The sequence below is a fragment of the Mucilaginibacter lutimaris genome, from assembly GCF_042676625.1.
GTDB classification, from domain to species: Bacteria; Bacteroidota; Bacteroidia; order Sphingobacteriales; family Sphingobacteriaceae; genus Mucilaginibacter; species Mucilaginibacter lutimaris.
Genome location: NZ_JBHTIA010000007.1, coordinates 18,523 through 31,033, shown reverse-complemented (window position 1 = coordinate 31,033; position 12,511 = coordinate 18,523). Strand labels below are relative to the sequence as shown.

The window sequence follows — 12,511 nt, the reverse complement described above, 5'->3', positions numbered from 1 at the left end:
CTATCTACATTTCCTAAAACTTTTAAGAGTGTTATACGTCCTTAGTAAATAAACTAATAACATATAATGCCCGATACTAAGCCAACTCCTGAAAAAGCTACCGGTAAAGAACTCACCTATATTGAAAAAGTGTGGCATACCGTTGCCATAGTAGCGCTGCTTGTTGTAGCCATATTAATTGCCCGTGTAGCCTTTAATGTGCTGCTTATGGTACTTGCCGGCGCGTTAATATCTGTTTACTTCCATGGGCTTGGCGATATGATAGAGCGCAAAACGCATTGGAATCGCAAGGTATGTATGACAATTTCTGTTGGTGGTTCGTTCCTTATATTGGGCACACTGCTTTGGTTTATGGGTACAACCATTCAAGGCCAGATAGCGATACTAAGCGAAAGCCTGCCCGAAACCATTGCCAACTTTAAGGCAAAACTGGGCACCAGCCCACTGGGCGCAAAGGTGTTAGAGTACTTTGATGAAGATGGCAACAGCGATAAGATGTTTACAACGGCCCGCAGCTTTTTTAACACCAGCTTTGGTGTATTAGGTAATATTTACATCATCATGTTTTTAGGGATCTTTTTCTCTACCCATCCCTCGCTTTATAAGGATGGCATTATTAAGCTTTTCCCCCAGCAAAATAAGCCTATGGCCAAAAAGGTTATTGACCGTACCAGCCAAGCGCTAAAAGGATGGCTTAAGGGCATGATGCTATCTATGGTACTAATATTTATTATGATAGGTACCGGCCTTAGCATTATTGGCATACCGGTAGCTTTAGTACTTGCATTACTAACAGGACTGTTAAAGCTTATACCCAACTTTGGCTCGCTGGCTGCCATGATACCCGGTGTGCTGCTTGCCCTTACTAAAGACCTTAATACCGCTATTATTGTGGCGTTGCTTTACATGGTATCACAAACCATTGTAAGCAATATTGTTACGCCGCTTATTCAAAAGAAAATGATCAATATCCCGCCTGCCTTAACCATCATAAGTCAGGTGCTTATGGGCGTATTATCGGGCGTATTGGGTATTATACTGGCAGTACCGCTGCTATCTATCGTTATTATTTTGGTTGATGAGATCTACGTGAAAAAAATAAACCCCGAAGAGCCCGATGACAATGAAGTGGGTGCAAAAACAGCAAACAGCGATTGATAATACTACCCTCGACTAATAAAATACAAAGGCCGCTCACAAACGTGAACGGCCTTTTTTTACTTTTTACTTTTTACTTTTTACTTTTTACTTTAAACTATTGTCCCTGTGCCAAGGTGTAACCCAGTTTACCGTCAAACTTCATCAGGAACTCTACAGAGCACACTTTAAAATCTTCGGAAAGGTCGGCTGCAATATGCAAGATCTCCTTTTGGGTTATCTCGGTACCGTCCTTCTTTTCGAAACGGATGCGGTATTCGTTCACCAGTTCGGTAAAGATAGAGCCGGTAGGCCATACCTGTGTACCACGGTTAGAGATCATTACCAACTTGAAATTATCGGTTTGTTTGCGCTGAGCTATCTCGGCAAGTTCGTTTGGTTGCTTGCTCGACTCTACGAAGACGTCAACCCCTACCATTTCTTCGGTAGTGGCGGCTTTGGTAACGGTTAATTTATTTTTTAACGGATGATCATGATTGGCTTTTACTTGCACATCAGGCTGGCCAATAACTTCGCCTTTTGCAGGCACTTTGCCCAAATTGGCAATTACGGCATCAGCAAAAGTATCAGTATTAACTGACGCAACAGATTTATCGCCAAAGTCGCCGGTGTGTACACCTTGCTCAAGCGTGTATAATAACGAGTTTTCGACATTAGCGGCAGCGGTTGTAAAGCCCAAATAACGCAGCATTAAAATACCCGATAGCAATAACGCGGTTGGGTTAGCAATACCACGGCCTGCAATATCCGGCGCGGTACCATGTACAGCTTCGAAGATAGATATGTTATCGCCAATGTTTGCAGATGGCGCAAAGCCCAGTCCGCCTACTAAACCCGCACAAAGGTCGGATACGATATCGCCCTGTAGGTTGGTTAACACAATTGCCTGGAACATTTCCGGGCGCGAAACCAGCTTCATACAAAGGTCATCCACAATAATGTCTGATGATTCGATATCCGGGTACTCGCGTGCTATCTCGTAAAAGGTTTCCAGGAACAATCCATCGGTCAGTTTCATAATATTGGCCTTGTGGCCGCAAGCCAGTTTGGTATAACCTTTACGGCGGGCCATTTCAAACGCGTAACGGATTACCTGTGCTGAGCCCGGGCGGGTAATGATACGGCGGCCAACGGCAACATCGTTAGTCAGCAAGTGCTCGATGCCTCCGTAAGTATCTTCAATATTTTCGCGAACGATAGTTAAATTGATAGGGATACCTGCTTTAGAGAAAACGGTATCAACCCCATTGAGTGAGCGAAAATCACGCTGGTTGGCATACGTGTTCCACACCTTGCGGGCGGTAACGTTAATGCTTTTTACGCCCTTACCCTTGGGGGTTTCCATAGGGCCTTTAAACAGCAGGCCTAAACGCTCAATGGTTTCTTTTGCCGCCGCGGTCATCCCGGTGGAGTGGCCTGCATCAAAATAAGACTTGCCCATTTCTACAAACTCGTAATCGAGCTGTACGTTTGCGGCTTCAAATATGCGGAGCACGGCGGCCATAATTTCAGGGCCTATACCGTCACCTTTTGCTACTGCTATTTTGGTTTTCATGGATGATATGATGTGGTGTATAAAAACGCTGCAAAGGTAGGCTTTTTAGGCCTATCTGTAAAGGTTTTAACAGTTTTTGGGTGTATTTGTGAGATTGAATGTATTAAATTCAAGTAATTATGTTTTCACATCAAAAACTCTAATTAGTTTCTAATATTTAAACGTTATTAACACATCTCACGAATGGATAACCATGAAAATTGCTTTATGCAGGTTAAAAAGATTTAGGTAAATTTGCGGCCTATACATGAAAGCATTTTACGGCGATTTACGATTAGGGATATTAGGCGGCGGCCAGCTTGGGCGCATGCTGATACAGCAGGCAATAAATTATAACGTTACCGTTAAGGTACTGGACCCCGACCGCGAGGCACCCTGCCGCCGGCTTTGCAACGAGTTTGTTGTAGGTTCGCTTAGCGATTATGAAACTGTTTACAACTTTGGTAAAAAGGTTGACCTGCTTACCATCGAAATTGAAAAAGTAAATGTTGACGCGCTGGAGCAGCTGGAAAAAGAAGGCGTTGTGATTTACCCGCAGTCGCGCATTATAAGGCTGATACAGGATAAAGGCTTGCAAAAACAGTTCTTTAAAGAGAACGACATACCTACTGCCGAGTTCCAGGTAATATCATCGCCCGAGCAATTAAGGGCAAGCCATATCCCTTTCCCATATATTCAAAAGCTGCGCCGTGACGGTTATGACGGCAAAGGCGTTTATAAAGTGGTTGATGAAACCTATCTGCCAAATGCATTTACCGAACCAAGCCTTATTGAGCGCCTTATTGATTTTGAAAAGGAAATAGGTGTTATTGTAGCCCGTAATGAGAGCGGAGAGGTTAAAACCTTCCCGCTGGTAGAGATGGAGTTTAACCCCGAAGCTAACCTGGTGGAATTTCTGATCTCTCCTTCTACCCTGCCCTTTGAGGTGCAAATGGAGGCCGAGAACATTGCCAAACGCATTGCCGAAACGCTTAATATTGTAGGTATACTGGCTGTAGAAATGTTCCTGACCAAAGACGGGCAGATATTGGTGAACGAACTTGCCCCGCGCCCGCATAACAGCGGCCATCAAAGCATTGAGGGCAACGTGGTATCGCAATTTGAACAGCACCTGCGCGCTATTTTTAATCAGCCCCTGGGCGATACCGCCTGCCTGAGCAACGCTATTATGGTAAACGTTTTAGGGGAAGCCGGTTATGAAGGCCCCGCCGTTTACCAGGGAATAGAAAAGATCTTAAAATGCCAGGGCGTTTACGTACACCTGTACGGCAAGGCCCTAACAAAGCCCTTCCGCAAGATGGGGCATGTTACTATAATTGATAGCGACCGGGAGAAAGCGATAGAGAAGGCGAGATTTGTGCAGCAGACATTGAAAGTGATTGCGTAGTATACTTAAATAGCGTATGTCATTGCGAGGAGCGTAGCGACGCGGCAATCTCGTCGCCAGTGCATAACCGCTTTGCATACTACAAGTTTGCCGCGCTATCGCTCGCAATGACATAATTTAATACAGGATATCAACAAAAATATGAGCCAACCAAAAATCGCCATCATCATGGGCAGCAAATCCGATCTGAATATTATGCAGGATGCTGCGGACGTTTTAAAAGAACTGGGTGTTGAATACGAAATAACCGTTGTATCGGCACACCGCACGCCCGACAGGATGTTCAGTTACGCCCGTGCCGCCGCCGACCGTGGTATAAAGGTTATTATAGCCGGTGCAGGTGGTGCAGCCCATTTACCGGGCATGGTAGCATCGTTAACCCATTTACCGGTTATTGGTGTCCCTGTGAAATCAAGCAACTCTATAGACGGCTGGGATTCTATCCTGAGCATCCTGCAAATGCCAAATGGTATACCGGTAGCAACAGTGGCTTTAAACGCAGCCAAAAATGCGGGCATATTGGCAGCGCAGATCTTATCTACCGCCGATGAGTACCTTATTACCAATCTAATCGCCTTTAAAGAGAAGCTAAAACAGGTGGTAGAAGCTTCGGCAGCAGAGATGGAAGGGAAATAAACTTTCCTAAACAGAAACTATTTCAAAAAATACATCGTATCTTTATAATAAGAACCAACATATTAAATTAAAAAATCATGGGAGCACCAGAAATCATCCTCATCATTATAGCTATACTGCTATTGTTTGGCGGCAAAAAAATACCTCAGTTAATGCGCGGCTTAGGCGAAGGCATGAAATCTTTTAAAGATGCAAAAGGCGATGCCGAAACGTCAACAGCAACTAAAGAATAATTAAAAAACGACTTTATAAAAAAGCCTGTAGCTGGTATCAGTTACAGGCTTTTTGTTTTAATATTTGTCGCAGTTTTAATTCAGCATAGGGTTTTCGGGAAAGTTGGCGATATGTGCATAACGCTGGCCGAGGCTTATGACTACCTCTTTCCACAGGTTGTGTTCGTTATTGCTGAAAATAGCATCCGCCTCAAACTTGTTGGCTACTATCCAGGCATCTTCGCGTAGCTCATCGTCTAACTGGCCCGGCGTCCAGCCGGAATACCCGGTAAAAAATTTGATCTCATCTTCGGTTAACTGGTAGTTGGTGATCAGTTGTTTTATCTGCTCAAAATCGCCTCCCCAATAAATGCCATCCCATATTTCAATACCGCCGTCTATCTTTTCGGGGCAGCGGTGAATATAATGCAGGGTATTTTCGGCAACAGGGCCGCCCATATACACGGGAATCTCTGAATAAGAAACATCCGGTAAAATATCGCCCAGCATCATTTCGGTTTGGTGGTTAAGGATAAAACCCATGGCACCAGCCTCAGAGTATTCGGTAAGCAAGATAACCGACCGCTTAAAATTAGGGTCGGGCATAAACGGTTCAGATATGAGTAAACGGCCGGCAGCCGCCGCAATGGGACTTAGCATAGGTTATAAATTTATATAAATAACACTAAATGTAAAAATATGTTCGTTGGCAAATAAAATGGACAGTGCACCTATATGTACGGTGTAATTAATTTGTAAGTTTGCGATAAATGGAGCAGAAAGATATAGAAAATTTAAGGCAAGACTATGCCGCGGCATCGTTAAGCGAAACCGACGTTAATGCCGACCCCATCCGCCAGTTTGACAAGTGGTTTAATGAAGCCATAAATGCTAAAGTGCAAGAGCCAAACGCCATGACGCTGGCTACAGCCACCACAGACGGCCGACCGAGTGCCCGGATAGTTTTATTAAAAGGCTTTAGTGATGATGGTTTTAAATTTTACACCAACTACCTGAGCCGTAAAGGCAAAGAGATTGCTAAAAACCCGCTGGGCACGCTTGTGTTTTTTTGGGGCGATATGGAACGCCAGATCCGTATTGAGGGCACTATAGAAAAGCTTGATAAAAATTATTCTGAAAAATATTTTCACTCGCGCCCTAAAATGAGCCAGATAGGCGCGGCATCATCGCCGCAAAGCCAGGAAATTGAAGGCCGCGAACAACTTGAACAAAAAATGGCGGAGCTTGAGGCACAGTATGCCGATAGCGAAGTGCCTAAACCATCTTACTGGGGCGGCTATATTTTAAAGCCACGTTATATAGAGTTTTGGCAGGGCCGCCGCAGCCGCCTGCACGACAGGATCGTTTACAAGAAAATTGACAATAAGAACTGGAAGATCGTTCGTCTTGCGCCATGAGTTTTGACGATATTAAATTATTGCTTACCCAAAAGTTTGGCGACGATGTAATTACCGGCGAAGAACGCACCGGCCTGCAACCAGCCCTGCTTATAAACCCCGACCGTATTGTTGAGGTTTGCCTGGAACTGCGTAATAATCCCAAAACCTATTTCGACTTCCTGAGCTGCCTTAGCGGTGTGGATTATGGCGCAGAGGCCGGGCGTTTTGGTGTGGTTTATCACCTTACGTCTATCCCCTATCAGCTACAGCTTACCTTAAAAATAACTAAAGAGAACGACCGCCGCGAGGACAACCTGCCATCGTTTCCCAGCGTAACATCGGTTTATGCAACCGCCGACTGGCACGAGCGCGAGGCGTATGACCTGGTAGGAATATTTTTTGAAGGCCACCCCGATCTGCGCAGGATACTTTTGCCGGATGACTGGGAAGGTTTCCCTGTACGGAAAGATTATACCGCCGTTGAATATTACAAAGGCATTAAAATAGATTACCCGGTACAGCCTAACGATAAGGCTTTACAATTTGAATACCGGCAGCCGGGGCCTAAAAACCCTAAGTATGCCGAAGCGCTTGACCGTTACAATAAAAAGATAGCTTCCGCCGCCGTTGAGGACATGGTGCTTAATATGGGGCCACAGCATCCGTCTACCCATGGGGTTTTGCGGCTGGAACTGATCACCGACGGCGAGATAGTTAAAGAAGTTATCCCCCACCTGGGTTACCTGCACCGCTGTTTCGAAAAACATGCCGAGTCGCTCACTTACCAGCAAACCATTCCTTTTACCGACAGAATGGATTACCTGGCATCAATGAACAACAGCCATGCCTGGGTGATGGGGGTTGAGAAAATGCTGGGCATTGATAAAGATATCCCTAAACGCATCGAATACATCCGTGTGCTGGTTTGCGAACTTAACCGCATTGCATCGCACCTGATAGCTATTGGTACCTACGGTATAGATATTGGGGCCTTTACCCCTTTCCTGTGGTGTTTCCGCGACCGTGAGCATATCATGGGAATGCTGGAATGGGCATCTGGTTCGCGTATGTTGTACAATTACATTTGGGTAGGCGGCTTGTTTTACGACCTGCCGGTTGGGTTTGAAGAACGCTGCCGCGAATTTGTAGATTACTTTAAGCCCAAAATGGTGGAGCTTAACCAACTGCTTACCGATAACCAGATCTTTATTAGCAGAACCGCAAATGTTGGCGTATTGCCTATGGATGTGGCCATTCAGTATGGCTGCAGCGGCCCGGTATTGCGCGGCTCGGGTTTAAAATATGATCTGAGGCGCATTGATGGATATTCGGTTTACCCGGAGCTTGATTTTGACATCCCGGTAGGTAAAGGGCTAATGGGCACCACCGGCGATTGTTGGGACCGCTACAAGGTGCGTGTAGATGAGATACAGGAATCGCTTAAAATTATTGAGCAGTGCCTTAACCGCCTGCAAAAAGAGCTAAAACGCACGCCGGAATTTGACCCTCGCGCCAAATTACCTCGCAAGCTTACCCCAAAGATACAGGACTACTACGCCCGTGCCGAAGGCGCTAAAGGCGAACTCGGCTTCTATTTTATCCATAATAACGAACGCTCTGAAATACCCTTTAGGGCAAAGGCGCGCGGCCCAAGTTTTAATAACCTGTCTGTACTGCCCGAATTGGGCAAAAACGTAATGATTGCCGATCTCATAGCTGTTATCGGCTCACTGGATTTTGTTTTGGGCGAGGTTGATAGGTAGTTAGAGATCAGAGGTTGAAGATTAGAGATTAAACCATCGTCATCCTATGTTTGCATAGGATGACGATGGTTTTAATCAAATAAAATCGGTGCAATCCTCCTCAATCGGTGAAATCCCGATCACAAAAAAAGGGAAGCAATTTCTCGCCTCCCTTCCGCTTATATTAATTGTTGATTTTTTACTGGTTATAAACCTTTACCATAAACACATAGTTACGCAACTTTTTAATTTGCTGTGTACGGCTTAGGCTGGCTAAGGTATTTTTGGTATTAAGCGTTAGCGATTTATTTAAAGAATCGGCAGGGATACTTTGGATGGCCTTAAGCAGGTAGTTAGATTTTACCGCGAACGCTACACCTTGTGTTTGTGTTTGCTTACCGTTAATAACACCAATAATGTTACCTTTCTCATCCATTAGCGGGCCGCCGCTGTTACCCTGGTAAACCGGGATAAATAATTCGTACTCGGTAGTATCGCCATGGAAACCGGTACCCGCGGTTAATGCGCCGGGGCCAAATTTAAGATCATCGCCGGGGTAGCCCAAAGTGTACACGGCTTCACCTAAATCGCTTTTGGTTTTTTTGAAGCTATATGGAACAGTGCCCAGGTTTTTAAAGGCAGGGTCATTTATTTGCAGGATAGCTACGTCGTAAACAGGATCGGTATAAACCACTTTGGTGTGGAATGACTCGCCCTCGCCGTTTTGTACGTAAACAGAATCGGCACCGTTAATAACATGGCTATTTGTAACTATATAACCATTACCCGTAATGGCAAAGCCTGTACCCCTGAATTTGGCAGAAATAGCGGGGCCGGTTGTTTTACCCGATTTAATGATATTATCGGTTTTATAGCCAAGTTTACGTTGCTCATTTTTAACACGATCTACCTCTTGTTTCAATTGCTGGAAACGAGGGTCGCGGTTGCTCAGGTCGCCTGTAAAATACAGGATGATAAGCACCGAAAATATCGCGATAGAAGCCGCAACCGAGATCTTGGAATGGTGATTGCGCCACATTTGTACCACCCATGACGGATGCGCCATCAGGTCTTCTTTCAGCGTATGTACATCAATCTCATCGTGTATCTCATCTAAGCGGCTTTGCAGGCTTATACGTTCGTTATACTGCTTAAGTAAAGAAGTAAATTCTTTATGTTCGGCAATTTTAGCATCTATAGTTGCGTCTTTTTTACGTAATGCTTCAAATTGCGCGCGTTCTTCGGCGGGCATTTCACCGCTTAAGTAGCGTTCAATTGTTTCTAAAAGTTGGTTATCTTTCATATTCATCACCTCTTCTCTCTTCTAATTATTGCTGAAAAAATAACTTCTTCAGCCTTTGCAGGCATTTGTATTTCTGCGTTTTAGCGTTATCGGCATTTGTATAGCCAAACCGTTCGCATATATCCTGCATACTGCGGTTGTGCATATAAAAATCTTCCATAATGGTTTTGCAGGGCTCGCCAAGTAACTTCAACGCGTCGCCCATTTTATTAAGCTGTATGTCTCGTTCCTCGTGTTTTTCAACTTCATCCTCAACCACCAGGTACTCCTGAAAATCTTTAATATCCCCGCCGTACTTGTTAAGTTGTTTAAGCCGCTTTAGCCATAACCGCCTGCATATGGAATATATGTAGGTTTTAAGTTTACTGCTCAGCTCAAAATCGCCCCGCTTAACCTTATTATAAAGAACTATTATAGCTTCCTGGTAAATATCCTTGGCCTCGTCCTCGTCGCCGTTGTTATTAATAACCAACTGCAAAACCATGGGAAAATAAGCCAGGTATAACTTTTTTAAAACACTGTCGGAGTTGTTCAAGATCCCAATGATCACTTCACTATCCGTCGGCATTTCCACATTTAAATTATTATTCACTCCTTAATACGTTTTATATTGAATTGTAACCCAATAATTTGATTTATTTTTTTGATGCCCTGCTGATGGTGCACTGCAAGTTTTACCCAAACCGCAATATCGGTAATTAAATGATAGTATAACGCGGCATTAATTTTGAGTTTGATAAGTAAACAAACAAAAACTATACAAGTATGAAAAACGTAATAAAGTTTGGCTTTGGGTTATTAGTGGTAGCCGGCAGCCTTGCATCATGCAAAAGTGGTAACTCTACCCACGTGCCCGATAGTACAAGGGTAGATTCTGCAAAGGTAGATACCAACGCCGGCAAAAATGGCTCGGCGGCGGGGGTCGATACGGGGATCGATAAATCTGGATCGGGTGGTACCGGTGCCGTAAAAAAAGATAGTACTAATTGATGGCTTAAAATAAAACCCGCTACTCAACGTAAGCGGGTTTTGTTTAATGGGTTACCTTTTTTGAGTTTGAGGCATTAATTATCACAAAACAATTAAAACTCAAAACATGAAAAATTCAATCAAAACCGCTTTACTGACATTAGCCATTGCTGTTACCGCTGTTGCCTGCGACCCTGCAAAAAAACCTGCCGATGGTGTTGACAGCACCAAAACCGACAGTGTTGTTAAAGTTGACTCTACCGTTAAGAAAGATACCGTTGTTAAAGGGGCCGACACCGTTAAAGTTGATACCACGAAAAAATAAATTATTTTTTTGGGTTACCTTTTTTAAAACGCGGTATTAACAACCAACAAGAATAAAATACTTACACTAATAAAACACAAAACATGAAAAATTCATTCAAAATCGCATTCTTATCTTTAGCTATCGCTGTTTCTGCTGCTGCTTGTAAAGGTTCTGGCTCTTCATCTTCTGCTGATACAACTGTTAAAGTTGATTCTACAGTTAAAGTTGACTCAACCGTTAAAGTTGATTCTGCTGCTAAAGATACTACAGTTAAAGTTGACACAACTAAAAAATAATTTAACCTCACCGGTTAAATACTAAAGAGTTACAACGTAATTTTTTAAGTTTTTTAATTTTTTAAAAGGTAATCTGCTTTTTTTATAAAAAAGTGGGTTACCTTTTTTTGTTTTAGGTATTAATAAGCGAAAAACTATTAAATCACTTAAAAAACAAAACGATGAAAAATTCTTTCAAAATCGCTTTCTTAGCATTAGCTATCGCAGTTTCTGCTGCTGCTTGTAAAGGTTCTGGTTCTTCTGCTGCTGCAGATTCAGCTAAAATGGACTCAGCTAAAATGGATTCAGCTGCTATGCCTGCTGCAGATTCAACCAAAATGGATTCAACTAAAATGGATACCATGAAAAAAGACACTGCAAAAAAAATGTAATCTCTTTTTTGTTAAAAAAGACGCCCCCGGTTTACACCAGGGGCGTTTTTTTATGCCTTATAAATTAGCTGCCAAAACATTCGCGGGTATAATTGTTTAATGCTGAAACACCCTGTTACATGAAATACTCTGAATGGAATAACCTGAGCGACGACGAAAAGAAAAATACCCACTGGAGGCACCATCCCCGCATCCGCATAGCCACCATTTTTAGTATTTTATTTGCCCTGGTATTTGTAGCTTTTATGCTGCGGGTGTTACAAAACCGCAGGGTACACGTTAACCGTAAGCCCAATGCCAAAGAAGCATTCGCGATAGCCAAAGTTTTTGTGAACGACAGGATTAAACAGTCCGGCACGGCAAATTTCCCTAAAAATGATTTCCACTCGGATATTGATACGGCAAATAACCACTACCACATATTATCAACGGTGGATGCGCAGGATAGCACGGGCCACACCATTAAGTCGGCATGGCAGGTAAACCTATCTTATACCGGCGGCGACTGGGCCGACCGTAAAAGCTGGAGACTTGAGGATGTTAAAATAGTTAAACAATAGCAAAGGCGCTCAATAATTGAGCGCCTTTTTATCTATTTTATCCGGATACGATCTTATAATAAAGATACATCAAGATTAAGACCTGCCCCTAAAGGCCGATATTAGCCAAACTATAAGCAGTACAACAATAACTATCCCGATGATCGCAGTATAGGCACCGGCCTTAAAAATGCCGCCGACAACTGAACACCCGCTTAGCGTTGCTACTGCAAATGAGAGTAATAATAAGTTAATTTTTTTCATGGTAGATTTATGTAAAGATTTATGGTGAAATCCAATACAATAATCAAACCGTTTTTTTTACAATTGTTTTTATTCCGTTTCCTCTACCTCATTGATTTTTTTGGGTAAAAATTGTACTGCAATCAATACAATTGAAACAGCCAAAAGGCTCATCGGTACAAGGGCTTCAACAGCAACTATCAATAGTTCCATAGCAAATTATTTGGGGGATTAATAATTAAAACTAAAATTTAATTTTTTGCCTGCTCAAATTCGCAATTTTTCATAGGGGTTCCCTAATCTAAAAATAGTTTAATATATTATCCAAATAAAATATAACGAATGTTGATAAGTTAATAAAAATAATTGCCTTGGGGTCAATTTTCGTTGGAT

At 43.1% G+C, this 12,511-nt stretch carries 17 protein-coding genes and 1 pseudogene; 12 read left to right on the top strand and 6 right to left on the bottom strand.

The annotated features are described in order from the left end of the window. Positions 1 to 66 precede the first annotated feature (66 nt). Complete coding sequence (locus tag ACFQZI_RS10640; RefSeq protein ID WP_377142315.1) at positions 67 to 1,158, top strand: AI-2E family transporter; 1,092 nt, start codon at positions 67 to 69, stop codon at positions 1,156 to 1,158. A 97-nt stretch (positions 1,159 to 1,255) separates the two neighbouring features. On the opposite strand, the gene ACFQZI_RS10635 is transcribed toward ACFQZI_RS10640, so the two are convergent. Then, a complete protein-coding gene (locus ACFQZI_RS10635) occupies positions 1,256 to 2,713 on the bottom strand; it encodes an NADP-dependent isocitrate dehydrogenase (protein ID WP_377142312.1) in 1,458 nt (485 codons plus the stop codon). A 247-nt stretch (positions 2,714 to 2,960) separates the two neighbouring features. Between ACFQZI_RS10635 and ACFQZI_RS10630 the strand changes: the two genes are divergently transcribed. The 3 genes from ACFQZI_RS10630 to tatA all read left to right on the top strand — a co-directional run bounded on the left by ACFQZI_RS10630 (position 2,961) and on the right by tatA (position 4,969). After that, entirely contained in the window at positions 2,961 to 4,100 is a 1,140-nt protein-coding gene (locus ACFQZI_RS10630) for a 5-(carboxyamino)imidazole ribonucleotide synthase (RefSeq protein ID WP_377142309.1), read from the top strand. Between the two features lie 141 nt (positions 4,101 to 4,241). After that, a complete protein-coding gene (purE, locus tag ACFQZI_RS10625) occupies positions 4,242 to 4,736 on the top strand; it encodes a 5-(carboxyamino)imidazole ribonucleotide mutase (protein WP_377142306.1) in 495 nt (164 codons plus the stop codon). Positions 4,737 to 4,813: 77 nt separating this feature from the next. Then, positions 4,814 to 4,969: a twin-arginine translocase TatA/TatE family subunit gene (gene tatA, locus ACFQZI_RS10620; protein ID WP_377142303.1), complete on the top strand. Its 156-nt coding sequence runs from the start codon at positions 4,814 to 4,816 to the stop codon at positions 4,967 to 4,969. A 75-nt stretch (positions 4,970 to 5,044) separates the two neighbouring features. On the opposite strand, the gene ACFQZI_RS10615 is transcribed toward tatA, so the two are convergent. Beyond that, positions 5,045 to 5,608: a YqgE/AlgH family protein gene (locus ACFQZI_RS10615; protein WP_377142301.1), complete on the bottom strand. Its 564-nt coding sequence runs from the start codon at positions 5,606 to 5,608 to the stop codon at positions 5,045 to 5,047. A 110-nt stretch (positions 5,609 to 5,718) separates the two neighbouring features. Between ACFQZI_RS10615 and pdxH the strand changes: the two genes are divergently transcribed. From pdxH to ACFQZI_RS10600, 3 genes and pseudogenes are all read left to right on the top strand, one after another. Continuing rightward, positions 5,719 to 6,366, top strand: coding sequence for a pyridoxamine 5'-phosphate oxidase (gene pdxH, locus ACFQZI_RS10610; protein WP_377142299.1), 648 nt, complete (start codon positions 5,719 to 5,721; stop codon positions 6,364 to 6,366). Next, a pseudogene (locus ACFQZI_RS10605) lies at positions 6,363 to 6,821 on the top strand (NADH-quinone oxidoreductase subunit C); the annotation flags it as partial. The gene pdxH and the pseudogene ACFQZI_RS10605, both read left to right, overlap by 4 nt. A 162-nt stretch (positions 6,822 to 6,983) precedes the next feature. Further along, positions 6,984 to 8,111 (top strand): NADH-quinone oxidoreductase subunit D, encoded by a 1,128-nt coding sequence (locus ACFQZI_RS10600; RefSeq protein WP_377142652.1) that lies wholly within the window; start codon positions 6,984 to 6,986, stop codon positions 8,109 to 8,111. Between the two features lie 178 nt (positions 8,112 to 8,289). Here ACFQZI_RS10600 and ACFQZI_RS10595 read toward each other — a convergent pair whose 3' ends face one another. Both ACFQZI_RS10595 and ACFQZI_RS10590 read right to left on the bottom strand, forming a co-directional pair. Then, positions 8,290 to 9,393 (bottom strand): S1C family serine protease, encoded by a 1,104-nt coding sequence (locus ACFQZI_RS10595; protein ID WP_377142296.1) that lies wholly within the window; start codon positions 9,391 to 9,393, stop codon positions 8,290 to 8,292. 25 nt (positions 9,394 to 9,418) lie between these two features. Next, positions 9,419 to 9,985 carry an RNA polymerase sigma factor gene (locus tag ACFQZI_RS10590; protein WP_377142293.1) on the bottom strand — a complete coding sequence of 189 codons (567 nt, stop codon included), beginning with the start codon at positions 9,983 to 9,985 and terminating at the stop codon, positions 9,419 to 9,421. A 173-nt stretch (positions 9,986 to 10,158) separates the two neighbouring features. Here ACFQZI_RS10590 and ACFQZI_RS10585 point away from each other — a divergent pair, with 173 nt between their 5' ends. The 5 genes from ACFQZI_RS10585 (at position 10,159) to ACFQZI_RS10565 (ending at position 11,896) form a co-directional block, all read left to right on the top strand. Then, positions 10,159 to 10,383, top strand: coding sequence for a hypothetical protein (locus ACFQZI_RS10585; protein WP_377142290.1), 225 nt, complete (start codon positions 10,159 to 10,161; stop codon positions 10,381 to 10,383). Positions 10,384 to 10,489: 106 nt separating this feature from the next. Further along, positions 10,490 to 10,687 carry a hypothetical protein gene (locus ACFQZI_RS10580; RefSeq protein WP_377142287.1) on the top strand — a complete coding sequence of 66 codons (198 nt, stop codon included), beginning with the start codon at positions 10,490 to 10,492 and terminating at the stop codon, positions 10,685 to 10,687. An 83-nt stretch (positions 10,688 to 10,770) separates the two neighbouring features. Beyond that, positions 10,771 to 10,965 carry a hypothetical protein gene (locus ACFQZI_RS10575; protein WP_377142284.1) on the top strand — a complete coding sequence of 65 codons (195 nt, stop codon included), beginning with the start codon at positions 10,771 to 10,773 and terminating at the stop codon, positions 10,963 to 10,965. 161 nt (positions 10,966 to 11,126) lie between these two features. Then, positions 11,127 to 11,336 carry a hypothetical protein gene (locus ACFQZI_RS10570; RefSeq protein WP_377142281.1) on the top strand — a complete coding sequence of 70 codons (210 nt, stop codon included), beginning with the start codon at positions 11,127 to 11,129 and terminating at the stop codon, positions 11,334 to 11,336. A gap of 119 nt (positions 11,337 to 11,455) precedes the next feature. Further along, a complete protein-coding gene (locus ACFQZI_RS10565) occupies positions 11,456 to 11,896 on the top strand; it encodes a hypothetical protein (protein ID WP_377142278.1) in 441 nt (146 codons plus the stop codon). Positions 11,897 to 11,971: 75 nt separating this feature from the next. Here the strand turns inward: ACFQZI_RS10565 and ACFQZI_RS10560 are convergent, their stop codons facing one another. Beyond that, a complete protein-coding gene (locus ACFQZI_RS10560; RefSeq protein ID WP_377142275.1) occupies positions 11,972 to 12,139 on the bottom strand; it encodes a hypothetical protein in 168 nt (55 codons plus the stop codon). Between the two features lie 69 nt (positions 12,140 to 12,208). After that, positions 12,209 to 12,331 carry a hypothetical protein gene (locus tag ACFQZI_RS10555; RefSeq protein ID WP_377142272.1) on the bottom strand — a complete coding sequence of 41 codons (123 nt, stop codon included), beginning with the start codon at positions 12,329 to 12,331 and terminating at the stop codon, positions 12,209 to 12,211. Positions 12,332 to 12,511 lie beyond the last annotated feature (180 nt).